Source organism: Streptomyces sp. NPDC090127 (assembly GCF_044746945.1).
Lineage (GTDB): Bacteria > Actinomycetota > Actinomycetes > Streptomycetales > Streptomycetaceae > Streptomyces.
The window spans coordinates 303,404-328,624 of record NZ_JBIVDE010000004.1 but is presented as its reverse complement, the minus strand read 5'-3'; the positions used below and the strand labels follow the sequence as shown (position 1 = coordinate 328,624).

Here is a 25,221-nt window from a genome sequence, read left to right as displayed (position 1 = left end):
CCGTATGGACATCATGCTCTTCCACTCGACCTACGGTCCGCGTCCGGCGGTGGAGGCCGCGGCCGAACGGCTGCGGGCCGCCGGCCATCAGGTGCACGTGCCCGACCTCTTCGGGGGCCGGACCGCCGACACCGTCGAGGAGGGCATGGCGCTCCAGAAGGAGATCGGCAAGGACGAGCTGCTGAGGCGGGCGATCCTCGCCGCGGCTCCGTACTCGGAACGCGGCCTGGTCTACGCGGGCTTCTCCTTCGGCGCCTCGGTCGCCCAGACCCTCGCCCTGGGGGACGCCAAGGCGCGGGGGCTGCTCCTGCTGCACGGCACCTCGGACATCGCGGAGAACGCGTCCGTCGACGAGCTGCCCGTCCAGCTCCACCTCGCCGACCCGGACGCCTTCGAGCCGCACGACTGGCTGACGTCCTGGTATCTCCAGATGGGGAGGGCGGGGGCCGACGTCGAGGTCTACCGCTACCCCGGCGCGGGCCACCTCTTCACCGACCCGGACCTGCCGGACTTCGACGAGGACGCGGCCGAGCGGACCTGGACGGTCGCGCTGGCGTTCCTGGAGAGCCTCCAGGACGGCTGACGGCCCGGGTGTCCGGACACGCGCGAGGGCGCGGCGGGGGCTCTCCCGCCGCGCCCTCGGTCGTCAGACGGTGGCTCAGGCGCGGTACGCCGTCCAGAAGTCGTTCATCCGCGTGACCTGGCCCGGGGTGAACTGGGTCATGCAGGAGTCGTACGTGTAGTCCATGAAGTTCTTGATCGGATCGACGCCCGGCTTGTTGGCGCAGCTGTCGCGACCGGTCGGGCACTCGTACGCGGGGCTCTTCTCGGCCGGGGTGTCGCTGACGGAGTCACCGGCTCCGGAGCAGCCGCCCTGGAAGGTGTGGTAGAGCCCCATCCAGTGGCCGACCTCGTGGGTCGCGGTGTCGCCCTGGTTGTAGTTGGCCGCGGAGCCGCCCGGCAGCGAGGAGTCGAGGACCACCACACCGTCCATGGACGGGTTGGAGGCGTACGAGGACGGGAAGGTCGCCCAGCCGAGCAGTCCGCCGCTGAGCTTGGCGGTGTAGAAGTTCAGCGCGCCGGCGTCGCCCTTGCGCAGGGTCTGCTTCATCTGGCGCTCGGCGGTCGAGCCGGAGGCCAGGTTGTACCAGGACGCGTTGTCCGTGTAGTCGGTCGAGGCCAGCGAGAACTGGAAGTTGGTGTTCACGTTGCCGGTGCCCTGGCCGGCGTAGGCCGCGTTGAGGACCGCCATCTGGTTGCTGATGTCGGTGGCGGTCAGCTTGCCGGCGGTGCCGCTGTGGACGACGTGGAAGTGGACGGGGATGGTGACCACGGCGGCGGCGGAGGCGCCGGAGGCGGAGGCGCGGCCGTGGGCACGGGCCGCGTCCAGTCTCTTGCCGAGGTCGGCCTCCATGGCCTTGGCCTGGGCGGCGGTGACCTCGTTGGGCTCCGCGCCGTGACCGGCGCCCCGGGCCTTGCGGGCGGCGGAGAGGCCTTCGCCCTCGTGCGTGTCGCACTCCTCGGTGCCGGCGGCGGCGGTGGTGGTCGGCGTCTGGGCGACCGAGGGGGCCGAGAGCGGGGCCAGGGCCAGGGTTCCGGCCATGACCGCGGTGCCGAGCATACGACGTGTCAGACGCGGTGATATACGGACAAGAGCACGCATGGTGACTCCTCGCGGGGGGTGAGTGGAGAGGGGATTCCTCGCCACCGCGGGGAGATTACGGGTTCATGTCAGGCCCTGATGAGCATTGATCAAGCCCAATCAATCCGGGGGCATATCGGTTCATCGGGAAGAAAATCTTCGGTCCGCATCGGTGTTTGAAAGGAGAACGAAACAAACCGGGCGGGATGGACGGGTGGTGTGTCCGGATTCGGTCGGCCGAACTCACCACCCGTCGCGGCGATGTGATCTCCCGTTAACGGGAGGGATCATGGCCGAAAACCGACCATGAAGTCATGTCAACGCACCGGCTGGTACACCCGCTCGATCCTCTGCGTTCCGCTCGTCGTCCGGTACGAGCGCTGCCACGCGGTCGTCGCGTCCGGCTTCGTACGGTCGGAGACCGTGTAGTAGTCCATCTGCGTCCGCTCGGTGGTCACGTCGAGCACGCCGTAGCCGTGGTGGTCCATGTCCACCCACTTCACGTGGCGGTTGGCGGCCTTGATCGCCCCGGACGCCACCAGCGAGACCGTGCCCGGCGGCACGTGCAGCAGGTCCGCGACGGTGTCCGAGGTCACCGAGGTCACCACGAACTCGGTCGCGGCCGACGGCGACAGCGGGTACGTCGCGGCCTTCACCGGTACGTCGTTGGCCCACGCCATGTGGATGTCACCGGTCAGGAAGACGGTGTTCCGGATCGACCGCTGGGTCAGGTGCGCGAGCAGCTCCTTGCGGTCGTCCGTGTAGCCGTCCCACTGGTCGACGTTGACCGCGAGTCCTTCCGCGGGCAGGCCGAGCAGTTCGGCGAGCGGCGCCAGGAGGTGGGCCGGCAGCGCGCCGAAGGCGACCGGCGAGATCATCACCGAGGTGCCGACCAGCTTCCAGGTCGCGTCCGAGCCCGCGAGCCCCGACTTCAGCCAGTCCAGCTGGGCGCGGCCGGTGATCGTACGCTCCGGGTCGTCGACCGAGCCGTTGCCGACGGACGACTGCTGGGAGCGGAAGGAGCGCAGGTCGAGCAGGTGCAGATCGGCCAGCTTGCCGAAGCGCAACCGCCGGTAGACCGTGCCCTCGGTCGAGGCGCGGACCGGCATCCACTCGAAGTACGCCTGCTTGGCCGCCGCCACCCGGGCCGCCCAGTCGCCCTCGGCGCCCGGCGTGTGGTTCTCCGCGCCGCCCGACCAGGTGTCGTTGGCGACCTCGTGGTCGTCCCAGATCGCGATCATCGGGTGGGTGGCGTGCAGCGCCTGGAGGTCGGCGTCTGTCTTGTACGTGGCGTGCCGGAGCCGGTAGTCGGCCAGCGAGACGATCTCGTGCTTCGGCTCGTGCTCCCGCACGGTGTACGGCGCCGTGGGGTACGAGCCGCTGGCGTACTCGTAGATGTAGTCGCCGAGATGGAGGATCGCGTCCAGGTCCGCGCGGGCGGCGAGGTGACGGTAGGCGGAGAAGTGGCCGGCCTCCCAGTTGGAGCAGGAGACGACGCCGAAGCGGACACCCGGGGTGGCGGCGTCGACGGTCGGGGTGGTGCGGGTGCGGCCGACCGGCGAGACGGTGTCGCCCGCCGTGAAGCGGAACCAGTACGGGGTCGCCGGGCGCAGGCCCCGGACGTCCACCTTCAGGGTGTGGTCGCTCGCGGCGGTCGCGGTGGCGGTGCCCTCGGCGGCGGTCCGGGTGAAGGCACGGTCCTCGGCGACCTCCCAACGGACCGTGACGGCGGGGCCCTTGCCGGAACCCGGCGTGGCGTCGGGGGCCGGGGTGACGCGCGTCCAGAGCAGGACGCCGTCGGGCAGCGGGTCGCCGGAGGCGACGCCGTGCTGGAACGCGGTCGGGTTCGAGACCGCGAGCGCGGGGGAGACGGCACCCACCAGGGCGGGAGCGGCGACGGCCGTGACGGCGGCGGCCTTCACGACGGTGCGGCGGGTGGGAGCGGAGGATATGTGTCGACTGGTCACGGCCAGTCAGATTACTGACCGGTATGACGAACGGGCGGACGAATACGGAAAGTTCGCGCACTCGTCGCCCGGCGGTCGGGACGGCCCGGACAAAGGGCGCGGGTCGGGCGGGTCGCGAGCCGCCCGGCCCCCCGACACGGGCGGGCCCGCGGGAGCGACTCCCACGGGCCCGTGCCGCACCGGCCGGCGCTGCCGGAGCTCGTGCCGGAGCGGGCGCGCCTCCGGCCGGGCGTCCGGACGCGGCGGCTAACCCTTGAGCGCGGGCGTGAGCGCCGCGTTGAACTCCTCGACCGTCATCGGCGGGTTCTGGGTGCCCTGCGTCGTCAGCGTCTTGCCGTCCATCTTCAGCGTCGGCGTGCCCTTCACGCCGCTCTTGTCGAAGGCGGCGGACATCTTCATCGCCCAGGCGTCGAACGTGCCGTCCTCCACGTTCTTCTTGAACGCGGCGTTCCCCTTCAGTGCCGGCACCGAGTCCGCGACCTTCAGGAGGTAGGAGTCCTTGGCGAACTCGTCCTTGGTCTCCTCCGGGTGGAACTCGGCGGAGTAGAGCGCCGCCTTGTACGTCAGGAACGCCTCGGGGCTCACGTCCAGGGCCGCGCCCAGCGCCGACAGGGCGTTCTTCGAGCCCTCGCCCTGGGTGGAGTCGTCGATGAACGTGGCGCCGACGTACTTGAGCCTGTACTTGCCGTCCGCCACGTCCTTGTCGACGGTCGCGCCCACCTGCTGCTCGAACTGCGCGCACACCGGGCAGCGCGAGTCCTCGTAGATCTCCAGGGTCTTCTTCGCGGTCGGCTTGCCGACGACGACCGTCGTGCCGTCGGTGCCCTCGGTGTTCCTGGGCGCGGTGATCTTCGTTTCCTTGGCCGCCGCCTCCCAGTGCGAGGGCTTGTTGGACTGGACGACGGCGTAGCCGACGCCGCCGGCGACCGCCAGGACCGCGACCGCCGACACGGCGACGGTCACCTGGCGGCGCACCTTCTCCTTCTTGGCCTGGCGTTCGCGCTCGACGCGCAGCCGCTCGCGGGCGGCCGCCTTGTTGGCGTGGCTGTTGCGTGCGCTCATGATCGTGATCTCCGTGGAAGTCGAAAGCCCACAAGGGCGAAGGGCAGGGAGGGACTGCGGTGCTCAGGCGAGGGCGAAGCCTGGGCGCGGCGGTCCCCGCCGTCCGACGGAGTGCACGAGGAGACGCGTACCGGACGGGCGCGGCCGGTCCGTGGGGCGGCCCGTGCGCGCGGGCGCCGGGCGGGGCGTGCCGAAGAGCGCGGCGACGACCGAGAGGGGCCGGAACGCGAAGGCGGCGACGGCGCCGAGCAGCCGGGCGAGCGCCCGCTCGCCGTGCCGCAGCCACGCCGCCGCGAAGAGCCCGACCGACACGTGGGCGGCGAGCAGCAGCCACGGCAGGGCCGGGGCGGGGGAGCTCAGCAGCGCGGCGGCGGTCCCGCTCTCCGGTGCGGCCACGCCCGGCAGCGGGGTGCCGACCGCGCCGCCGCACAGCACGTCCACGCCCACCGCGCGCAGCGAACCGGCGACCGGGCCGCCGGCGGGGCCGTAACAGACCGCCTGGCCGGTGGTGAAGATCGTGTCGGCGGCCAGCTCCAGCGGGACGAGCAGGCCGGCGATGGGGCCGAAGCCGCGCTCCCGGCCGGCCAGCGCGTACGCGACGGCGAAGACACCGGCCGAGAGCAGCCCCACGGTCAGCAGGGGCAGCGGAACCTGGGACAGCAGCACATGGGAACCGGCGGACAGCGTCACGACCAGTGCCGTGAAGAGCGCCGCCCGCAGCCCCCTGAGCCGCTTCCCTGATATGTCCATAGTCGCTGGAGAGTGTGCCATGCCTGCCTGTAAGAGGCCCTTAAGGACCGGCTGTGAGCAGGCCGGGCGGGACCGGCGGATCCGGCGGGGCCGGCCCCGGCCCGGCAGTGCCGCCGGCCTGGCTACAGGCCAGGGATCCGGCCGTTGCGGAAGAGGTCCACGAAGATCTGGTGGTCCGCACGCGCGCGTGCCCCGTAGCTGTGGGCGAAGTCGACCAGGAGGTCGGCGAAGCCCGCCTCGTCGGCCGCGATCGCCGCGTCGATGGCCCGCTCCGTCGAGAACGGCACCAGGGAGTGCCCGCTGGAGTCGTCCGCCGCCGCGTGCATCGTCGCCGTCGCCCGGCCGAGGTCGGCCACGGTGGCCGCGATCTCGTCCAGGTCGTCGATGTCCGACCAGTCCAGGTCCACCGCGTACGGCGAGATCTCCGCGACCAGCTGCCCGGAGCCGTCCAGCTCGGTCCAGCCCAGCCACGGGTCCGCGTGCGCCTGGAGCGCCCGCTGGGAGATGACCGTGCGGTGGCCCTCGTGCTGGAAGTACTCCCGTACCGCCGCGTCCGTCACATGGCGCGAGACGGCCGGGGTCTGCGCCTGCTTCATGTAGATCACGACGTCGTTCTCCAGGGCGTCGCTGTTCCCCTCCAGGAGGATGTTGTACGACGGGAGGCCGGCCGAGCCGATGCCGATCCCGCGCCGGCCGACGACGTCCTTGACCCGGTAGGAGTCGGGGCGGGTCAGCGAGGACTCCGGCAGGGTCTCCAGATAGCCGTCGAAGGCCGCCAGCACCTTGTATCGCGTCGCCGCGTCCAGCTCGATCGAGCCGCCGCCCGAGGAGAAGCGGCGCTCGAACTCGCGGATCTCGGTCATCGAGTCCAGCAGCCCGAAGCGGGTCAGCGAGCGGGCGACCCGCAGCGCGGCCAGGAGGGGGCCCTCGGCGGTGTCCAGGGTGAAGGACGGCACCTCGTCGTCCTTGGCGCCGGTCGCCAGGGCGTGGATGCGCTCGCGGTAGGCCGCCGCGTAGATCCGCACCAGGTCGGTGATCTGCTCGTCGCCGAGCGCCTTGGTGTAGCCGATCAGCGCGAGCGAGGCGGAGAGCCGCTTCAGGTCCCAGGTGAAGGGGCCGACGTACGCCTCGTCGAAGTCGTTGACGTTGAAGATCAGCCGGCCGTTGGCGTCCATGTACGTGCCGAAGTTCTCGGCGTGCAGGTCGCCGTGGATCCAGACCCGGCCGGTCCGCTCGTCCAGATAAGGCCCGCTGTGCTCGTTCCCGCTCGCCTGCCCGGCGGACTCGGCCTCCAGGTCGGCGTAGAAGAGGCAGGCCGTACCCCGGTAGAAGGCGAACGCGGAGCCGGCCATCTTCCGGAACTTCACGCGGAACGCGGCGGGGTCGGCGGCGAGGAGCTCTCCGAAGGCGGTGCCGAAGACGGCGAGAATCTGCTCACCGCGCTGGTCGGCGGTGGGCTGCGGGACCGACATCGAGGGGCCTCCTGGTGCAAGACTGTTCATGACAATTGGGACAGGTGTTCTGCGTCTCTCAACGCGCGACCGTACCCCTGAGTGCCCCACCCCTGTCAGTCCGGAGACGTAGACTTCCACGCTGTCCCCTCAGACTGTCCGCAGCCTGTCTCCCACCCGTCGCCCGACCACCACCCCTGTACGAGGCGCTGCGCGCCGCAGACTTTTCGGAGGCCTTCCGCCGTGACCAAGCCGCCCTTCACGCACCTTCACGTACACACCCAGTACTCGCTGCTGGACGGTGCCGCGCGGCTCAAGGACATGTTCAACGCGTGCAACGAGATGGGCATGACCCACATCGCCATGTCCGACCACGGCAACCTGCACGGGGCGTACGACTTCTTCCACTCGGCCAAGAAGGCCGGCGTGACGCCGATCATCGGCATCGAGGCGTACGTCGCCCCCGAGTCCCGGCGGAACAAGCGGAAGATCCAGTGGGGCCAGCCGCACCAGAAGCGGGACGACGTCTCCGGCTCCGGTGGCTACACCCACAAGACGATCTGGGCGGCGAACGCGACCGGCCTGCACAACCTCTTCCGGCTCTCCTCCGACGCCTACGCCGAGGGCTGGCTCCAGAAGTGGCCCCGGATGGACAAGGAGACCATCTCCCAGTGGTCCGAGGGCCTGATCGCCTCCACCGGCTGCCCCTCCGGAGAGCTCCAGACCCGGCTGCGCCTCGGCCAGTTCGACGAGGCCCTGAAGGCCGCGTCCGAGTACCAGGACATCTTCGGCAAGGACCGGTACTTCCTGGAGCTGATGGACCACGGCATCGAGATCGAGCGCCGGGTCCGTGACGGGCTCCTGGAGATCGGCAAGAAGCTCGGCATCCCGCCGCTGGTCACCAACGACTCGCACTACACGTACGCCCACGAGTCGGCCGCGCACGACGCGCTGCTCTGCATCCAGACCGGCAAGAACCTCTCCGACCCGGACCGCTTCCGCTTCGACGGCACCGGCTACTACCTGAAGTCCACGGACGAGATGTACGCCATCGACTCCTCGGACGCCTGGCAGGAAGGGTGCCGCAACACCCTGCTGGTCGCCGAGCAGATCGACACCGAGGGCATGTTCGTGCAGCGCGACCTCATGCCGAAGTTCGACATCCCGGAAGAGGGCTACACCAACACCACCTGGTTCAAGGAGGAGGTGCGGCGCGGCATGGCCCGCCGCTTCCCCGGGGGAGTGCCCGAGGACCGGCAGAAGCAGGCCGAGTACGAGATGGACGTCATCATCCAGATGGGGTTCCCCGGCTACTTCCTCGTCGTCGCCGACTTCATCATGTGGGCGAAGAACAACGGCATCGCGGTCGGCCCCGGCCGAGGCTCCGCCGCCGGCTCGATCGTCGCGTACGCCATGGGCATCACCGACCTCGACCCGATCGAGCACGGCCTGATCTTCGAGCGGTTCCTCAACCCCGAGCGCGTCTCCATGCCCGATGTCGACATCGACTTCGACGAGCGTCGGCGCGGCGAGGTCATCCGGTACGTCACCGAGAAGTACGGCCGGGACAAGGTCGCCATGATCGGTACGTACGGAAAGATCAAGGCGAAGAACGCCATCAAGGACTCCGCCCGGGTCCTCGGCTACCCGTACGCCATGGGCGACCGGCTCACCAAGGCGATGCCCGCCGACGTCCTCGGCAAGGGCATCGACCTCAGCGGCATCACCGACCCCTCGCACCCGCGCTACAGCGAGGCGGGCGAGATCCGGGCGATGTACGAGAACGAGCCGGACGTGAAGAAGGTCATCGACACCGCCAAGGGCGTGGAGGGCCTGGTCCGGCAGATGGGCGTGCACGCCGCCGGCGTGATCATGTCCAGCGAGCCCATCGTCGACCACGCCCCGATCTGGGTGCGGCACACCGACGGCGTCACGATCACGCAGTGGGACTACCCGCAGTGCGAGTCCCTCGGCCTGATCAAGATGGACTTCCTCGGTCTGCGCAACCTCACGATCATGGACGACGCCGTCAAGATGGTGAAGGCCAACAAGGGGATCGACCTCGACCTCCTGGCCATCCCGCTGGACGACCCCAAGACGTACGAGCTGCTCTGCCGCGGTGACACGCTCGGCGTCTTCCAGTTCGACGGCGGGCCCATGCGGTCGCTGCTGCGGCTGATGAAGCCCGACAACTTCGAGGACATCTCCGCCGTCTCGGCCCTGTACCGGCCGGGCCCGATGGGCATGAACTCGCACACCAACTACGCCCTGCGCAAGAACAAGCAGCAGGAGATCACGCCGATCCACCCGGAGCTGGAGGAGCCGCTCCGCGAGGTCCTCGGCCTCACCCACGGCCTGATCGTCTACCAGGAGCAGGTGCAGAAGGCCGCCCAGATCGTCGCCGGGTACTCCCTCGGCGAGGCCGACATCCTCCGCCGCGTGATGGGCAAGAAGAAGCCCGAGGAGCTGGCGAAGAACTTCACCATCTTCCAGGAGGGCGCCCGCGGCCGGGGCTACAGCGACGAGGCCATCCAGGCCCTCTGGGACGTCCTGGTCCCCTTCGCCGGCTACGCCTTCAACAAGGCGCACTCCTCCGCGTACGGCCTGGTCACCTACTGGACGGCGTACCTCAAGGCGAACTACCCGGCCGAGTACATGGCCGGTCTGCTGACCTCCGTCAAGGACGACAAGGACAAGTCCGCGGTCTATCTCAACGAGTGCCGCCGCATGGGCATCAAGGTCCTGCCGCCGAACGTCAACGAGTCCGAGTCGAACTTCGCCGCCCAGGGCGACGACGTGATCCTCTTCGGCCTCTCCGCCGTCCGTAACGTCGGCACCAACGTCGTCGAGTCGATCATCAAGTCGCGCAAGGCGAAGGGGAAGTACTCCACGTTCCCCGACTTCCTCGACAAGGTCGAGGCCGTCGTCTGCAACAAGAGGACCATCGAGTCGCTGATCAAGGCCGGCGCCTTCGACGAGATGGGCCACACCCGCAAGAGCCTGGTCGCCCACCACGAGCCGATGATCGACAACGTGGTGGCGGTCAAGCGCAAGGAGGCCGAGGGACAGTTCGACCTCTTCGGCGGCATGGGCGACGACACGAGCGACGAGCCCGGCTTCGGCCTGGACGTGGAGTTCTCCGACATCGAGTGGGAGAAGTCCTACCTGCTCGCCCAGGAGCGCGAGATGCTCGGCCTCTACGTCTCCGACCACCCGCTCTTCGGCATCGAGCACGTCCTCTCCGACAAGACGGACGCGGCGATCTCCCAGCTCACCGGCGGGGAGCACGCCGACGGCGCGGTCGTCACCATCGGCGGCATCATCTCGGGCCTCCAGCGCAAGATGACCAAGCAGGGCAACGCCTGGGCGATCGCCACCGTCGAGGACCTGGCCGGCTCCATCGAGTGCATGTTCTTCCCGGCCACGTACCAGCTGGTCTCCACCCAGCTCGTCGAGGACACGGTCGTCTTCGTCAAGGGCCGCCTCGACAAGCGCGAGGACGTGCCCCGGCTGGTCGCCATGGAGCTGATGGTCCCCGACCTGTCGAACGCCGGGACCAACGCGCCCGTCATCCTCACCATCCCGACGGTGAAGGTCACCCCGCCGATGATCAGCCGGCTCGGCGAGATCCTGGGGCACCACAAGGGCAACACCGAGGTACGGATCAAGCTCCAGGGCCCCCGCAAGACGACCGTCCTGCGGCTCGACCGGCACCGGGTACAGCCCGATCCGGCGCTCTTCGGCGACCTGAAGGTGCTGCTCGGCCCGTCCTGCCTGGCCGGCTAGCGACCGCGTACGACCTCGTTCGTACGCCCTCACCGGTACGCGCGGAAGGGGCGCGCCCGTCGTCACGGGTGCGCCCCTTCCGGGGTCTCGCGCGGTCAGTTGTGACCGAAGCGCTTCTGCCGGCCCTTGCGGGCCATGTCACCGGGGGTCACCTGCGAGGCGCGCTGTTCGGCCTGCGACTCCATCGACGACTGCTGCGCCTGCTGGGCGCCGCGCTCGGCCGGTGAGGACTGCTGCTGACTGCGGTTCTGCTTTCGGTTCTTGGCCATGGTGATGCCTCCTCTTCAAGGAACTCGGGGCCAGGGCCGCTGTCAGACTCACACATGGGGTGAACCGCCGCATTTTGGATCATTACCGACAGTGAGGGGGGTGCCGACAGGTCGCCGATTGACATCCGCCACGCCGATGATCCAGTTCCGGCCGTCAACCTCCCGACGTTCGGGCAGACTCGAAGGAAACCCGAAGCAACTTCCGATCCCGAGGTTCCCGAAAGAGGGTGGAACACGTGGACCGCTGCGTCGTTCTGGTGGACGCCGGCTATCTGCTGGGCGCCGCCGCGAGCCTTCTCGCCGGGGAACCGGCCCGCTCCAGGATCACCGTCGACCACGCCGCGCTCATCCAGAACCTGCGGGAACGGGCGGAGGCGGACACCGAGCAGCCCCTGCTGCGGATCTACTGGTTCGACGGCGCGCCCGACCGGGTCCCCCAGCCCGAGCACCGCAGGCTCCGGGTGATGCCCCGGGTGACCGTCCGGCTGGGCGCGCTGACCCGCAGCGACGGCCGCTGGGCGCAGAAGGGCGTCGACGCGGCCATGCACGCCGAGCTGACCGAGCTGGCCAGGAACCGGGCCTGCTCCGACGTGGTCCTCGTGACCGGCGACGGCGATCTGCTGCCCGGTCTGATGTCCGCCAAGGAGCACGGCGTCGCCGTCCACCTCTGGGCCGTCCAGGCAGCCGACGGCGACTACAACCAGTCCGAGGACCTCGTCGCCGAGGCCGACGAGCGGCGCGTCCTCGACCGGGCCTGGATCACCCGCGCCGTCCGCGCCAAGGATTTCAGCGGCATCTGCGCGCCGCCGCCCGCTCCCCGCCCCGAGATCGCCGCGATCCTTTCCGCGCCGCTGCCGGAGTCCGCGCTCGCCGCCTCGGCCGAGCGGGCCGCGGAACGGGCCGCCGAGGCGGCCGGCGCGTCCGCGGCCGCCCACGCCAACGGGGCGGCGGCGCCCACGGCCCCCGCCGCCGAGCCCGGCGAGGACGGTGCCGCCTCCGGCGCGCCCGCGCCGGCGGCCGGCAAGGGCGTCCCCACCCCCAAGGACCTCGCCGGTCTGCGCGGCCCGGCGGGAGCGGCCGCGTCCCCCGCCCACCCGCCCGCCGCGACCCTCCGCTGGTCCTCCGACAAGGGCTGGATCGACCGCCCCACCGCCGCCCTCGGCGAGCCGCCCGAGACCGCGTCGCTGCCCACCCTCGCCCAGCTCACCAGCGCCGAACAGCGCTGGGCGGACCGCGAGGAGGACATCACCACCGTCGGCGGCGACCCCTTCGAGGTCGGTCAGGTGTTCGCGCGGCGCTGGATGGAACGGCTCCCCGAGCAGAGCCACGTCCAGAAGCTCTCCCTCATGTACCCGCGGATTCCGCACCGCATCGACGGTGAACTGCTGCGGTACGCGGCCAGGTTCGGCCTGCTCGCGCACAAGGACGACCAGATCGACGAGCACGACCGGTATGCGATCCGGGCGGGGTTCTGGCGCGAGATCGACGTCCGGGCCGCCGCGGAACGCGCCCCCGCGGGGGAGTAGGGCGAGGGACCCCGTAGGCTCTTCCCCCGTGAGTACGGTGTGCGTGGTGCGGGATCTGGTCAAGACGTACCCCGCCGCGCGCGCCCGGCGGGGGACCCCCGCGACGCCCGAGATCCGTGCCACCGACGGCATCAGCCTCGATGTCCGGGGCGGCGAGATCTTCGGCCTGCTCGGGCCCAACGGCGCCGGCAAGTCCACGCTGGTCCGCCAGCTGACCGGGCTGATGCGCCCGGACTCCGGGACGGTCGAGCTGCTCGGCCACGATCTCGTACGCCACCCGGAGCGCGCCGCGCGGCTGCTCGCCTACCTCGGCCAGGAGTCCACCGCGCTCGACGAACTGACGGTCGCGCTCGCCGCCGAGACCACCGCGCGACTGCGCGGGCTCTCCGCGCGGGACGCGCGGGCCGAGCGGGACGCGGTCCTGGACGAGCTGGGACTCGGCGAACTGGCCGGGCGGCCGCTGAAGAAGCTCTCGGGCGGGCAGCGGCGGCTCGCCTGCGTCGCGGCGGCGCTCGTCGGCGAACGGCCGGTCCTGGTCCTCGACGAGCCCACCACCGGGATGGACCCGATCGCCCGCCGGGCCGTCTGGGCCGCCGTCGACCGGCGGCGCGCCGAGCACGGTGCGACGGTGCTGCTCGTCACCCACAACGTGATCGAGGCCGAGACCGTGCTGGACCGGGTCGCCGTCCTGGAGCGGGGCCGGGTCATCGCCTGCGACACCCCGGCCGGGCTCAAGGAGAAGGTCGCGGGCGAGGTCCGGGTCGACCTGGTGTGGCGCGAGCGCGCCCCGCTGGAGGTGCCCGAGGTCGCGGCGCTGCGCGGGCTCGCGCAGGAGTCGGGACGGCGCTGGACCCTCCGGCTCGCTCCGGACGAGGCCCGCGCGACGGTCGCGGCGGTGACGGGCGGGGCCGCCTTCGCGGCCCTGGACGACTTCACGCTGGCGACGCCGAGCCTGGAGGACGTGTATCTGGCGCTGGGCGGGGAGACGCAGGGGTTGGTCAAGGCGTGAGGAGCTGTACGGAGTGAGTATCGTGCCCGCCCAGGCCGCGTCGGGAACGGCCGCGTCCGGGGCTGTGTCCACGGCCCGGGCCGCCGGCTCCGGTGCGGCGGCGGGGAGTGCGTCCGCCCTGCCGCTCGCGCCGCTGGCGCCGCGCGCCCGGCTGCTGCCCGCGCTCGCCGCCGTCTACCGCGCGCAGCTCTCCCGGGCCCGGGTCTCCCGTATCCCGCTGCTCTTCGTCGCGACGTTCCAGTCCGTCGGGATCATGGTCCTGATGCGGGGCGTCGTCGACGGCGGGTCGGAGGCGCGGGCCGTGGTGGCGGGCTCGGCGGTGCTCGTCGTCGCGTTCGTGGCGCTCAATCTGCTCGCCCAGTACTTCGGACAGCTGCGGGCCACCGGGGGCCTCGACCACTACGCCACGCTGCCGGTGCCGCCGGCGGCCGTGGTGCTCGGGGCGGCCGGGGCGTACGCGTCCTTCACGGTGCCCGGGACGGTGGTGACCGCGGTGATCGGCTCGCTGCTCTTCGGGCTGCCGCTCGGCCACCTCTGGATCCTCGCGGCGGTCGTACCGCTGGCGGGGGCGGCGCTCGCCGGTCTCGGCGCGGCGCTCGGGCTGCTCGCGCCGCGCCAGGAACTCGCGACGCTGCTGGGGCAGCTGGGTATGTCGGCCGCGCTGCTCCTCGGCGTGCTGCCGGCGGACCGGCTGCCGGGGCCGATCGGCTGGGCACGGGACCTGCTGCCGTCGACGTACGGGGTGGAGGCGCTGGCCCGGACCTTCGACGCGCGTCCGGACTGGGCGGCGGTCGGTCTGGACCTCGCGGTGTGCGGGGCGGTCGGGGTGGCGTCGCTCGCGGTGGCGACATGGGCGTATCGCCGGGCGGCGGTCCGCTGAGGCGGGTCGTTCGCGTACCTGGCACGATGGCGGGGTGACCGCACCTCTGACACCGCCTCACCAGCCTCACGAGCCTTCGAACGAGTCGCCGAACGAGCCGCCGAACGGCTCGGTGCCGCCGAACGACGCGGTGGGGCCGCAGGGATGGCCGACGCCCTACCCGCCGCTGCCCGCCGACGACGGGGGCCCGAGCATGGCCACGGAGCTGCGGCAGGCCGCCGTGGTCGCCGCGGTCTCGACGGTGGCCGGTGCGGCGCTGGGCCTGCTGTGGCTGTGGCTCGCGCCGCGGGTTCCGCTGATCTCGGACGGCAAGGCGGTGTTCCTGCGGGACAGCGAGGGGGAGGCGGCGGTCGGGGCCGACGGGACGTTCGTGCTGCTCGCGCTCGGGTTCGGTGCCGTGGCGGCGGCGCTCGTCTTCCTCTTCCACCGGCACGGCGGGGTGGCGCTGGTGCTCTCCCTGGCGGTGGGCGGTGTGCTGGGCTCGTCGCTCGGGTGGGGCGTGGGCACGTTCCTGGGCCCGACGCACGACGTGGTCGCGCACGCGAGGGAGGTGGGCGCGAACGTGGTCTTCGACGCGCCGCTGAAGCTGGAGATGTGGGCGGGGGCGCTGTTGGCGTGGCCCTTGGCGGCGATGATCGTCCACCTGGCCCTGACCACCCTCTTCGGCCCCAGGGACCCGGAACCGACGTGGCCCCCGGCCCCGGACGCCAGGGCCTGACGCACGGGGCGGGTCGTCCGCGGGCGGCGGCTGTGGTCAGCCTCGGCCGATGGGGGCCAGGACCGCGGTGGTCAGGCTCGTCAGGGCCGCGGGGGTGAGTTCGACCTCCAGGCCCCGGCGGCCTGCCGAGACGCAGATCGTGGCGTGGGTGGAGGCCGACGCGTCCAGGACCGTGCGGAGGCGCTTGCGCTGGCCCAGGGGGGAGATGCCGCCCCGGACGTAGCCCGTGGTGCGTTCCGCCAGGGTCGGGTCCGCCATCGTCGCGCGCTTGCCGCCGACCGCAGAGGCCAGCGCCTTCAGGTCGAGCTGGCCGGCCACCGGGACGACCGCGACCGTCAGTTCGCCGTCGACGTCGGCGACCAGGGTCTTGAAGACGCGGTCGGGTGAGACACCCAGGGCCTCCGCCGCCTCCTCGCCGTAGCTGGGGGACGCCGGGTCGTGGTCGTAGGCGTGGAGGGTGTACGGGACCCCGGCCGTGGTCAGGGCCACCGTCGCCGGGGTACCGCCCGCCTGCTTCTTCTGCTTCTTCGCCAACTGCGTTCCTCCGTCAGTTCGGGCTCGTCGGCGCCCGGGTCAGATCCACCGCCGGGAGCGACGGCAGGTGCCGCAGCACCGCCGTCTCCGAACGCAGCAGCGTCAGCTCCTCGCGCAGCCGGGTCGCCGTGTCCGGCGCCTGCAGCAGCCGCTGCTTCGCCGGCGTGTCCAGCACCGCGGCCGCCGCCACCAGGTACGACACCACCGACGGGTCGTCCGGCAGGTCGCTCGTCGTCAGCGACCGCTCCCGCGCACCCGCCAGCCGCTTCTGGTAGCTGCGGAACGCCCGCAGCACGCCCTCCGCGAGCGTGCCCGCCTCCTCGCCCTGCTCCTCCGGGATCTCCTCGATCTCGGCGACCAGGAACGGACCGCTCGCGTCCACCGACAGCAGCTTCACCCGGGTCGTCCCGGTGGCCATCACCTCGAAGCTGCCGTTCGCCCGCTCCCGGATCGTCGCCGCGTCGGCGATGCAGCCGACCCGGTGGAACGCCTGGATCGGGTCCGGGCCGAAGCCCGCGGCGGGCCCCTTCTCCGGCACGGCCGTCGGGTCCGGCATCCCCGGCTCCGTCGGCGCGACCTCACGGCCGTCGCGGATCGCGACGACGGCGAAGCGGCGGGGCTCCGACTCATCGGTCTTGAGCAGTTCGCGCATCATGGCGCGATACCGCTCCTCGAACACGTTCAGGGGCAGCACGAGGCCCGGGAACAGCACCGCGTTGAGCGGGAAGAGAGGCAGGCGAGCGGTGGTCACAGCGGTCAAGCGTAATGGCCGCCGGGGCCGCTTCGTCCGGCCCGTCCATGTCCGGTCCGCCGCCCCGCGCCGTGCTCCGCTCCGTGGCCCGTTCCGTGACCCCTTCCGCGGAGCGGAATCGACCGTGACACCTCGGCCCGTACCGCGTCCCGGGTGTCCAGGAAACCGGCGAGCGGATCCTCACCGAGGAGCGCCCACGGGAACGACGTGGCGTACGGGCCGATCTTCCGGAACTCCTCCCACGCCTCCTCCCAGCGCCCGCGCCTGACCAGCACGTACACCAGCAGATTGCGGACCTCGGCGGTCCAGGGATCGCCCTCCGGATACGCCGCCGACAGCGCGAGTCCGCGCTCCGCCGCCGCGTCGATCCGGTCGTCCGGCATCGGCCCGGAGCCCGTGAGGTACTGGGCGAAGGCGGCGTTGACCGGGAGCACCCGGGCCAGCGAACCGGGCGGGGCGTCCTCGGCGGCCTGCTCCGCGAAGTCGAAGCACTCGCGGTGCGAGCCGTACCACTGGGCGGACAGATACCGCAGCGCCGCGATGTGGCAGCCGTAGTGGTGCGGGGAGCGGCGCACGGCCTGCTCCCACAGCGCCTCGAAGGCCGCGTGCCCGGCGTGCGTGCCGCGCGCGTGGTCCAGGGCGAGACGCCAGGGCACCGGGTCGCCGGGCGAGGCCTCGGCCGCCGCGTCGATCAGCGGCCCGAGCTCCCGCAGCCGCTCCGCGCGGGCCGGCGACTCCCAGGCCCGGCGCACCGCGAGCTCGGCCTTCACCAGGAGCGCGTCCGGGTCGCGCGGCGCGGCCTCCAGCCAGTGCGTCAGCCACTCGTCACGGCTGTACGCGAAGGTGGCGAGCCGCGCCACATACCGGTCCCTGGCCTCCCACTCGGCGCCGTCCCGGGTCGTCGCGAGCAGCTTGGCCGCCGGCTCGTAATCGGCCAGCGCGGCCGCGATCAGCGCGGGGGCGAGTCGTTCGTCCGGCACGTCGAGCAGCACGTCGTCGTCCGGCGGCAGGGCGGCCGTGAGCCGCGGTGCGTGCCGGACCAGACGGGCGGTGCCGATCAGGGCGCGGAGCAAAGACATGGTGCGGACCATTGAAAACCGCAGGTGGGAGCGGCGCCAGTGGGGGACTGTGAAGCTTTGGTAGCGGCGGGAAAGTTGTCCTGCGGTTGGTCAAGACAGCGTAAAGAAAGGGGCGAGGGTTGGCTGAATCCGTCACTTCAGTCTCACCATCCCCACGCACCTCGGCAGCCTCACCGGCCACCTCTCACCCCCGTCGCAGCAGCCTCGACGCCCCCGCGGCCACCGTCGTCGCCAGCACCCAGCCCAGCAGGATCAGCGCCGTCGCGGCCCACTGCCACAGGCCTTCGAGCCGCCAGTAGCCCTCCTGGCCGAGATTGATCACCGGCAGCAGCAGATCGAGCGCGTACAGCGTGGCGTTCCAGCTCGGCGACTCCTCCGGCTTCAGCGGCGGGGGGTCGTGGCGTGAGAACGCGAACGCCCCGGCCGCCCACAGCACCGCCATCCACAGCGCCGCCCGGCCCGGTCGGTAGCCGTACGCCACCGTCCAGTCCTGGAGATAGCCCCAGAGCTTCCCCGCCACCGGCAGCGTCTCCCGGCGCCTGCGCTGCTTGGCGAGCAGCACCACCCGGGCGTCCGCGTCCTCCCCGCTGGTGCGCAGCACCGTCGCCAGGCGTTCGTACGGCTCCGGGGCGTACTCCGGGGTCGCCGCCGCCACCCACTCCAGGCGGCGGGCCAGCGGGAAGTGGCCGTACGGCACGAGGTTCTCGTAGACGAAGCCGTTCATCGACAGGCCGCCGGGGCCCGGCCAGCTCGTGGAGAGGTCGATCAGCGTCACCACCCGGGCGCCGTTGAGCACCACCCGCCCCTCCTCCGGCTGCTCCCCGTTGAACCGCAGCTCCGGCGTCACGATCCGGCGCAGCGACACCTCCTCCCGCTTCGCCCCGTCCAGCACGAACCGCGCGTAGTGCAGGTCCACCGCGTCGCCGAACCGCCCGTCGTCCAGACGCACCCCGCCGTGGCACTCCACGGGCTTGCGCCGGGCCCCGCGCACCGGGGTGTACCCGATGCCGTACGGGGGAGTGGCCGTCGAGTTCCCCGTGCTCTCGTACACCCATGCCGCGTTCAGATAGAGCGAGCGCTCCACCGTCAGCTGCGGCGCGTTCAGCGCGCGCCGCAGCTGGGCGCCGCGCAGCACGCTGCCCCGCAGGCTCAGCGACACCCCCACCTTCGCCCCGCGCAGACTCAGCTCGCCGTACGTCTCGATCAGCTCGGCCTGCAGGTCCTGCGCCACCACCAGGCCGTCCGCCGTGATCGCCCGGCCCCGCCGGTCCGGCCACACCTGGATCTGGTTGATCAGCAGGTCCGTGCCTATCTGGGCGTCCGTCAGCCGGATGCCCCGCTGCACCCGGCACCGGGGCAGATGCAGATCGCCCTGCGTGTGCAGCCGCGCCGCCTCGATGCGGGGTATCGCGCACTCCACCATCCGCACCGTCCCGAACCGCGCCTCCGGCAGCACGATCTCCTGGTCGAAACGGCAGCGGTTCCACTCCACGTACGGATCGACCGTGCCGCCGGCCAGGTCGAGCGCGCCGGTGATCCGCACCCCGCGCAGCTTCAGCGCCGCGACCCGCCCGGAGCGCGGCGACGGCCCGTCGAGCAGCAGCAGCGCCACGACCTCGGCGCGCACACTGCGCGCCTCGCCCCAGACGTGCGTGCCGAAGGGGTCGTCCCGCCCCGCGTCCCCCTCGCTCAGATCGCAGATCCTGCCGATCCGGAAGGCCCGCCACATGACCCGCTCCGGGCCCGTCAGACCGTCCGGCATTCCGTCCTCGTGCGGCTCGGTCACTGCCGCCCCCTCGCTTTCCACGAACCCGCTTCCCTGGATTCGTACAGCCGTTCTTCCCGCTGAGTGACGGAGTGAACGCTAACGGTCAGCTGTGGCGACAAGACGCCAGTGTGGCTCGTATCAGCCAGTGATACAGGCGTCCGGCGCCCGTGGGGCGTCTGCGAGAATTGACCCGTGATCTCTCGAATCGACCTGCGCGGCGACGCCCTCCCCGAGGGTGGCGCTCTGCGCGACCTGCTGCCCCGTGCCGAGTTCGACGTGGAAGCCGCCCTGGAGAAGGTGCGGCCCATCTGCGAGGACGTCCATCATCGGGGCGACGCGGCGTTGGTCGAGTACGCGGAGAAGTTCGACGGCGTGAAGCTGGAGCACGTGCGGGTGCCCGCCGCCGCGCTCGCCGAAGCCCTGGAGCAGCTCGACCCGGCCGTCCGGGCGGCGCTCGAGGAGTCCATCCGGCGCACCCGGATCGTCTCCCGCGCGCAGCGCCGCGCCCCGCACACCACCCAGGTCGTGCCCGGCGGCACGGTCACGGAGAAGTGGATCCCCGTCGAGCGCGTCGGTCTCTACGCGCCCGGTGGCCGCTCGGTCTACCCCTCCTCCGTGATCATGAACGTCGTTCCGGCGCAGGAGGCCGGCGTCGAGTCCATCGCGCTCGCCTCCCCCGCACAGGCCGAGTTCGGTGGGCTCCCGCACCCGACGATCCTCGCCGCGTGCGCACTGCTGGGCATCGACGAGGTGTACGCCGCCGGCGGCGCCACGGCCGTCGCGATGTTCGCGTACGGCACCGAGTCCTGCGCCCCGGCCAACATGGTCACCGGCCCGGGCAACATCTGGGTCGCCGCCGCCAAGCGGTACTTCACCGGCCGCATCGGCATCGACGCCGAGGCCGGCCCGACCGAGATCGCGATCCTCGCGGACTCCACCGCCGACCCCGTGCACGTCGCCGCCGACCTCATCAGCCAGGCCGAGCACGACCCGATGGCCGCCGCCGTCCTCGTCACCGACTCCGAGGAGCTGGCCGCCGCCACCGAGGCCGAGCTGAAGACCCAGGTCGCCGCCACCAAGCACATCGACGACCGGATCGTCCCGGCCCTGGCCGGCAAGCAGTCCGCGATCGTCCTCGTCCGCGACCTGGACGACGGCCTGAAGGTCGTCGACGCGTACGGCGCCGAGCACCTGGAGATCCAGACCGCCGACGCGTCCGCCCGCGCCCAGCGGGTCCGCAACGCGGGCGCCATCTTCGTCGGCCCGTGGGCGCCGGTCTCCCTCGGCGACTACTGCGCCGGCTCCAACCACGTGCTGCCCACCGGCGGCTGCGCCTGCCACTCCTCCGGCCTGTCCGTCCAGTCCTTCCTGCGCGGCGTCCACATCGTGGACTACACCCGCGACGCCCTCGCCGACGTCACCCGCCACGTGGTGACCCTCGCCGAGGCCGAGGACCTCCCCGCGCACGGTGCCGCGCTCAAGGCCCGGTTCGGATGGAAGGTGCCCGAGCCCAAGTGACCCCGTACGACACGATCGGCATCGACGATCTCCCCATCCGGGACGAGCTGCGCGGCAAGACCCCGTACGGCGCGCCCCAGCTCGACGTCCCCGTCCAGCTGAACACCAACGAGAACCCCTACCCGCTGCCCGAGCCCCTGGTGGCCCGGATCGCGGAGCGGGTCGCCGAGGCCGCCCGCGGCCTCAACCGCTACCCCGACCGGGACGCGATCGAGCTCCGCACCGAGCTCGCCCGCTACCTCACCCGTACCGGCAAGCACCCCGTCGCCGTCGAGAACGTCTGGGCCGCCAACGGCTCCAACGAGGTCCTCCAGCAGCTGCTGCAGACCTTCGGCGGCCCCGGCCGTACGGCCATCGGCTTCGAACCCTCGTACTCGATGCACGCGCTCATCGCGCGCGGCACCGGCACCGGCTGGATCTCCGGCCCCCGCGACGAGGACTTCACCGTCGACGTCGAGGCGGCCGAGCGCGCCATCGCCGAGCACCGGCCGGACGTCGTCTTCATCACCTCGCCCAACAACCCCACCGGCACGGCCGTCGCGGCCGAGACGGTCCTCGCCCTGTACGAGGCCGCCCAGGCCGCGAAGCCCTCGCTGGTGGTCGTCGACGAGGCGTACGTCGAGTTCAGCCACCGGGACTCGCTCCTGCCGCTGATCGAGGGCCGCCCGAACCTCGTCGTCTCCCGCACGATGTCCAAGGCCTTCGGCGCGGCCGGCCTGCGCCTGGGCTATCTGGCCGCCCACCCGGCCGTGGTCGACGCCGTGCAGCTCGTCCGCCTGCCGTACCACCTGTCGGCCGTCACCCAGGCCACCGCGCTGGCCGCCCTGGAGCACACCGATACGCTCCTCGGGTACGTCGAACAGCTCAAGGCCGAGCGGGACCGCCTGGTCACCGAGCTGCGCGCGATCGGGTACGAGGTCACCGATTCCGACGCCAACTTCGTCCAGTTCGGCCGCTTCGAGGGAGCCGCCGGCTCCCACGAGGCCTGGCAGAAGATCCTCGACCGGGGCGTCCTGGTCCGGGACAACGGCGTACCGGGCCGACTGCGGGTCACCGCCGGCACCCCCGAAGAGAACGACGCGTTCCTCGACGCGGTCCGTGAAGTCAAGAAGGAGCAGAGCGCATGAGCCGCGTAGGAAGAGTCGAGCGCACCACCAAGGAGACCTCCGTCGTCGTCGAGATCGACCTCGACGGCACCGGAAAGGTCGACGTGGCCACCGGTGTGGGCTTCTACGACCACATGCTCGACCAGCTCGGCCGCCACGGGCTGTTCGACCTGACCGTCAAGACCGACGGCGACCTGCACATCGACTCGCACCACACCATCGAGGACACCGCCCTCGCCCTGGGCGCCGCCTTCAAGCAGGCGCTCGGCGACAAGGTCGGCATCTACCGCTTCGGCAACTGCACCGTCCCGCTGGACGAGTCGCTCGCCCAGGTCACCGTCGACCTCTCCGGCCGCCCCTACCTGGTGCACACCGAGCCCGAGAACATGGCGCCGATGATCGGCTCCTACGACACGACGATGACCCGGCACATCTTCGAGTCCTTCGTCGCGCAGGCGCAGATCGCGCTCCACATCCACGTGCCGTACGGGCGCAACGCCCACCACATCGTGGAGTGCCAGTTCAAGGCGCTGGCCCGGGCCCTGCGCTACGCCTCCGAGCGCGACCCGCGCGCGGCCGGCATCCTGCCTTCCACGAAGGGCGCGCTCTAACTCCATGACCGGCCTCTCCACCGTCCTCATCGTCGTCGGGCTCTTCCTCGCCGGCGGTGTGTACTCCTTCTCCAAGCAAGGGCTGCCCAAGGGCGTCATCGCCGTCCTCGCCATCGCCTCCGTGATGTGCCTGGTCGCGGGCGTCCTGCGGATTCAGGGAATCTGGGAATGAGCACGGCGAACACCCCCAAGAAGGTCGTCGTCTTCGACTACGGCTTCGGCAACGTCCGCTCCGCCGAGCGTGCCCTCGCCCATGTCGGCGCCGATGTCGAGATCACCCGCGACTACGACCGCGCCATGAACGCCGACGGGCTCCTCGTCCCCGGTGTCGGCGCCTTCTCCGCCTGCATGAAGGGGCTCAAGGAGGCGCGCGGCGAGTGGATCGTCGACCGCCGCCTCTCCGGCGGGCGCCCCGTGATGGGCATCTGCGTCGGCATGCAGATCCTCTTCGCCCGTGGCATCGAGCACGGCGTGGAGACCGAGGGTCTGCACGAATGGCCCGGTACGGTCGAGCCGCTGAAGGCCCCGGTCGTGCCCCACATGGGCTGGAACACCGTCGACGCGCCCGGGGACAGCGAGCTGTTCGCGGGCCTCGACGCCGACGCCCGGTACTACTTCGTGCACTCCTACGGCGTGCGCGAGTGGACCCTGGAGGTCGGCAACCCGAACATGCGCGCCCCCAAGGTCACCTGGGCCACCCACGGCGAGCCCTTCGTCGCGGCCGTCGAGAACGGCGCCCTGTGGGCGACCCAGTTCCACCCCGAGAAGTCCGGCGACGCCGGAGCCCAGCTGTTGAAGAACTGGATCGGAACGCTGTGACTGTGTCTTCTGGAAACGTCTCCTCCGGGAGCGTCCTCGAACTGCTGCCCGCCGTCGACGTCCGCGACGGCCAGGCCGTCCGCCTCGTGCACGGCGAGTCGGGTACGGAGACGTCCTACGGCTCCCCGCTGGAGGCCGCCCTCGCGTGGCAGCGCTCCGGTGCCGAGTGGCTGCACCTGGTCGACCTGGACGCCGCCTTCGGTACCGGCGACAACCGCGAGCTGATCGCCGAGGTCGCCCGGGCCATGGACATCAAGGTCGAGCTCTCCGGCGGCATCCGCGACGACGCCTCGCTCGCCGCCGCCCTCGCCACCGGCTGCACCCGCGTCAACCTGGGCACCGCGGCCCTGGAGACCCCCGAGTGGGTCGCCAAGGTCATCGCCGAGCACGGCGACAAGATCGCGGTCGGCCTCGACGTGCGCGGCACCACGCTCCGCGGCCGTGGCTGGACCCGCGACGGCGGCGACCTCTACGAGACGCTCGCCCGCCTCGACTCCGAGGGCTGCTCCCGCTATGTCGTCACCGACATCGCGAAGGACGGGACCCTGCAGGGCCCCAACCTGGAGCTCCTGAAGAACGTCTGCGCGGCCACCGACAAGCCCGTCGTCGCCTCCGGCGGCGTGTCGTCCCTGGACGACCTGCGTGCCCTGTCCGGGCTCGTCCCGCTGGGCGTCGAGGGCGCGATCGTCGGCAAGGCGCTGTACGCCGAGGCGTTCACGCTGGAGGAAGCGCTGGAGGCGGTGGCTTCCGTATGACCGACGCGGTCCGCAAAGTGGTGACGGGCGCTCCCTGGGAGGAGCAGTTCGGCTACTCCCGCGCGGTGGAGCTGCCGAACGGCCTGGTCCTGGTCTCCGGCTGCACGTCGGTGGTCGGCGGCCAGATCGCCGGCGGAGGCCCGTACGAGCAGGCGGTCAACTCCTTCAACGTGGCCTTCGACGCGCTGGGCAAGCTGGGCCTCGGCCGGGAGGACGTCGTACGGACCCGGATGTACATCACCCACGCCCGGGATGTGGAGGAGGTCGGCCGCGCCCACAAGGAGCTGTTCGACGCCGTCCGCCCGGCCGCCTCGATGATCATCGTGTCCGGCTTCGTCGAGCCGAGCCTGGTCGTCGAGGTCGAGGTCGAGGCGTACCGGAGCGAGGCCTCATGACGCTCGCCATCAGGGTGATCCCCTGCCTCGACGTGGACAACGGCCGCGTCGTCAAGGGCGTGAACTTCCAGAACCTGCGCGACGCGGGCGACCCCGTCGAGATGGCGAAGCTGTACGACGCCGAGGGCGCCGACGAGCTGACCTTCCTCGACATCACCGCCTCCTCCGGCAACCGGGAGACCACCTACGACGTGGTGCGCCGCACCGCCGAGCAGGTCTTCATCCCGCTGACCGTGGGCGGCGGGGTGCGCTCGGCGGAGGACGTCGACAAGCTGCTGCGCGCCGGGGCCGACAAGGTCGGCGTGAACACGGCCGCGATCGCCCGGCCCGAGCTGATCCGCGAGATCGCGGAGCGCTTCGGCCGCCAGGTGCTCGTGCTGTCCGTGGACGCCCGGCGCACCGCCTCGGGCTCCTTCGAGGTGACGACGCACGGCGGCCGCAAGGGCACCGGCATCGACGCCGTCGAGTGGGCGCACCGGGCCGCCGAGCTGGGCGCGGGCGAGATCCTGCTCAACTCCATGGACGCCGACGGCACCAAGGACGGCTACGACACGGAGATGATTGCGGCCGTGCGCACGCACGTGACCGTGCCCGTGATCGCGTCCGGCGGCGCCGGCCGGCTGGCGGACTTCCCGCCGGCCATCGAGGCGGGCGCGGACGCGGTGCTCGCGGCGTCGGTCTTCCACTTCGGCGACCTGCGGATCTCAGAGGTCAAGGACGCGCTGCGAGGGGCGGGCCACCCGGTTCGCTGAGCGGAGTCCGCGTTGTTCGGTGAAGGGCCCCCGGTGCTGCCGGGGGCCCTTCCGTCTGCCCGGATCCGCAGGA

The 25,221-nt window shown here is 71.6% G+C and carries 24 protein-coding genes; 14 read left to right on the top strand and 10 right to left on the bottom strand.

Annotation, left to right across the window (positions count from 1 at the left end; genetic code table 11):
• The first annotated feature begins 4 nt into the window (after positions 1–4).
• Positions 5–583: a dienelactone hydrolase family protein gene (locus tag ACIPPS_RS17080; protein ID WP_401432160.1), complete on the top strand. Its 579-nt coding sequence runs from the start codon at positions 5–7 to the stop codon at positions 581–583.
• A gap of 75 nt (positions 584–658) precedes the next feature.
• On the opposite strand, the gene ACIPPS_RS17075 is transcribed toward ACIPPS_RS17080, so the two are convergent.
• The 5 genes from ACIPPS_RS17075 to ACIPPS_RS17055 form a co-directional block, all read right to left on the bottom strand.
• Positions 659–1,621: a zinc metalloprotease gene (locus ACIPPS_RS17075; protein ID WP_401432158.1), complete on the bottom strand. Its 963-nt coding sequence runs from the start codon at positions 1,619–1,621 to the stop codon at positions 659–661.
• A 338-nt stretch (positions 1,622–1,959) separates the two neighbouring features.
• Complete coding sequence (locus ACIPPS_RS17070; RefSeq protein ID WP_401432156.1) at positions 1,960–3,609, bottom strand: alkaline phosphatase D family protein; 1,650 nt, start codon at positions 3,607–3,609, stop codon at positions 1,960–1,962.
• A gap of 246 nt (positions 3,610–3,855) precedes the next feature.
• The gene (locus ACIPPS_RS17065; protein WP_401432154.1) at positions 3,856–4,671 is read right to left on the bottom strand and encodes a DsbA family protein; all 816 of its coding nucleotides are present in this window, start codon (positions 4,669–4,671) and stop codon (positions 3,856–3,858) included.
• Between the two features lie 63 nt (positions 4,672–4,734).
• Positions 4,735–5,421 (bottom strand): hypothetical protein, encoded by a 687-nt coding sequence (locus ACIPPS_RS17060; RefSeq protein WP_401432151.1) that lies wholly within the window; start codon positions 5,419–5,421, stop codon positions 4,735–4,737.
• 122 nt (positions 5,422–5,543) lie between these two features.
• Positions 5,544–6,893, bottom strand: a complete 1,350-nt coding sequence (locus tag ACIPPS_RS17055; RefSeq protein ID WP_401432149.1) for a DUF2252 domain-containing protein — start codon at positions 6,891–6,893, stop codon at positions 5,544–5,546.
• A gap of 222 nt (positions 6,894–7,115) precedes the next feature.
• Here ACIPPS_RS17055 and dnaE point away from each other — a divergent pair, with 222 nt between their 5' ends.
• Positions 7,116–10,658 carry a DNA polymerase III subunit alpha gene (gene dnaE / locus ACIPPS_RS17050; RefSeq protein ID WP_401432147.1) on the top strand — a complete coding sequence of 1,181 codons (3,543 nt, stop codon included), beginning with the start codon at positions 7,116–7,118 and terminating at the stop codon, positions 10,656–10,658.
• Between the two features lie 95 nt (positions 10,659–10,753).
• On the opposite strand, the gene ACIPPS_RS17045 is transcribed toward dnaE, so the two are convergent.
• Positions 10,754–10,927, bottom strand: a complete 174-nt coding sequence (locus ACIPPS_RS17045) for a hypothetical protein (RefSeq protein WP_175439074.1) — start codon at positions 10,925–10,927, stop codon at positions 10,754–10,756.
• A gap of 227 nt (positions 10,928–11,154) precedes the next feature.
• Between ACIPPS_RS17045 and ACIPPS_RS17040 the strand changes: the two genes are divergently transcribed.
• Genes ACIPPS_RS17040 through ACIPPS_RS17025 form a run of 4 tightly spaced genes read left to right on the top strand, consistent with a single transcriptional unit; the run spans position 11,155 to position 15,060 of the window.
• Positions 11,155–12,453, top strand: a complete 1,299-nt coding sequence (locus ACIPPS_RS17040; protein ID WP_401432145.1) for an NYN domain-containing protein — start codon at positions 11,155–11,157, stop codon at positions 12,451–12,453.
• A gap of 37 nt (positions 12,454–12,490) precedes the next feature.
• Entirely contained in the window at positions 12,491–13,462 is a 972-nt protein-coding gene (locus ACIPPS_RS17035; RefSeq protein ID WP_401433108.1) for an ABC transporter ATP-binding protein, read from the top strand.
• A gap of 13 nt (positions 13,463–13,475) precedes the next feature.
• Entirely contained in the window at positions 13,476–14,342 is an 867-nt protein-coding gene (locus ACIPPS_RS17030; protein ID WP_401432143.1) for an ABC transporter permease, read from the top strand.
• 34 nt (positions 14,343–14,376) lie between these two features.
• Positions 14,377–15,060 (top strand): DUF2567 domain-containing protein, encoded by a 684-nt coding sequence (locus tag ACIPPS_RS17025; RefSeq protein ID WP_401432140.1) that lies wholly within the window; start codon positions 14,377–14,379, stop codon positions 15,058–15,060.
• Between the two features lie 36 nt (positions 15,061–15,096).
• On the opposite strand, the gene ybaK is transcribed toward ACIPPS_RS17025, so the two are convergent.
• The 4 genes from ybaK to ACIPPS_RS17005 all read right to left on the bottom strand — a co-directional run bounded on the left by ybaK (position 15,097) and on the right by ACIPPS_RS17005 (position 19,210).
• On the bottom strand, positions 15,097–15,594 hold the full coding sequence (gene ybaK, locus ACIPPS_RS17020) for a Cys-tRNA(Pro) deacylase (RefSeq protein WP_401432137.1): 498 nt from the start codon (positions 15,592–15,594) through the stop codon (positions 15,097–15,099).
• Between the two features lie 13 nt (positions 15,595–15,607).
• The gene (locus ACIPPS_RS17015) at positions 15,608–16,345 is read right to left on the bottom strand and encodes an LON peptidase substrate-binding domain-containing protein (RefSeq protein ID WP_401432134.1); all 738 of its coding nucleotides are present in this window, start codon (positions 16,343–16,345) and stop codon (positions 15,608–15,610) included.
• 5 nt (positions 16,346–16,350) lie between these two features.
• Positions 16,351–17,436, bottom strand: a complete 1,086-nt coding sequence (locus ACIPPS_RS17010; protein ID WP_401432131.1) for a hypothetical protein — start codon at positions 17,434–17,436, stop codon at positions 16,351–16,353.
• A gap of 172 nt (positions 17,437–17,608) precedes the next feature.
• The gene (locus ACIPPS_RS17005; RefSeq protein WP_401432129.1) at positions 17,609–19,210 is read right to left on the bottom strand and encodes an oxidoreductase; all 1,602 of its coding nucleotides are present in this window, start codon (positions 19,208–19,210) and stop codon (positions 17,609–17,611) included.
• Positions 19,211–19,384: 174 nt separating this feature from the next.
• Here ACIPPS_RS17005 and hisD point away from each other — a divergent pair, with 174 nt between their 5' ends.
• From hisD to hisF, 8 genes are read left to right on the top strand one after another with little or no spacing between them, the layout of a single operon-like run.
• Entirely contained in the window at positions 19,385–20,710 is a 1,326-nt protein-coding gene (gene hisD, locus ACIPPS_RS17000) for a histidinol dehydrogenase (protein WP_401432126.1), read from the top strand.
• The gene (locus ACIPPS_RS16995) at positions 20,707–21,837 is read left to right on the top strand and encodes a histidinol-phosphate transaminase (protein WP_401432124.1); all 1,131 of its coding nucleotides are present in this window, start codon (positions 20,707–20,709) and stop codon (positions 21,835–21,837) included. The genes hisD and ACIPPS_RS16995 overlap by 4 nt, the downstream gene beginning before the upstream one ends.
• A complete protein-coding gene (gene hisB, locus ACIPPS_RS16990; RefSeq protein WP_158986436.1) occupies positions 21,834–22,427 on the top strand; it encodes an imidazoleglycerol-phosphate dehydratase HisB in 594 nt (197 codons plus the stop codon). The genes ACIPPS_RS16995 and hisB overlap by 4 nt, the downstream gene beginning before the upstream one ends.
• Positions 22,428–22,431: 4 nt before the next feature.
• Entirely contained in the window at positions 22,432–22,599 is a 168-nt protein-coding gene (locus tag ACIPPS_RS16985) for a hypothetical protein (protein ID WP_401432120.1), read from the top strand.
• Positions 22,596–23,246 (top strand): imidazole glycerol phosphate synthase subunit HisH, encoded by a 651-nt coding sequence (hisH, locus tag ACIPPS_RS16980; protein WP_401432117.1) that lies wholly within the window; start codon positions 22,596–22,598, stop codon positions 23,244–23,246. The genes ACIPPS_RS16985 and hisH overlap by 4 nt, the downstream gene beginning before the upstream one ends.
• Positions 23,247–23,248: 2 nt before the next feature.
• The gene (gene priA / locus ACIPPS_RS16975; RefSeq protein WP_401432115.1) at positions 23,249–24,001 is read left to right on the top strand and encodes a bifunctional 1-(5-phosphoribosyl)-5-((5-phosphoribosylamino)methylideneamino)imidazole-4-carboxamide isomerase/phosphoribosylanthranilate isomerase PriA; all 753 of its coding nucleotides are present in this window, start codon (positions 23,249–23,251) and stop codon (positions 23,999–24,001) included.
• Entirely contained in the window at positions 23,998–24,396 is a 399-nt protein-coding gene (locus ACIPPS_RS16970) for a RidA family protein (RefSeq protein WP_401432112.1), read from the top strand. The genes priA and ACIPPS_RS16970 overlap by 4 nt, the downstream gene beginning before the upstream one ends.
• A complete protein-coding gene (gene hisF / locus ACIPPS_RS16965) occupies positions 24,393–25,148 on the top strand; it encodes an imidazole glycerol phosphate synthase subunit HisF (protein WP_401432110.1) in 756 nt (251 codons plus the stop codon). The genes ACIPPS_RS16970 and hisF overlap by 4 nt, the downstream gene beginning before the upstream one ends.
• The last annotated feature ends 73 nt before the right edge of the window (positions 25,149–25,221 follow it).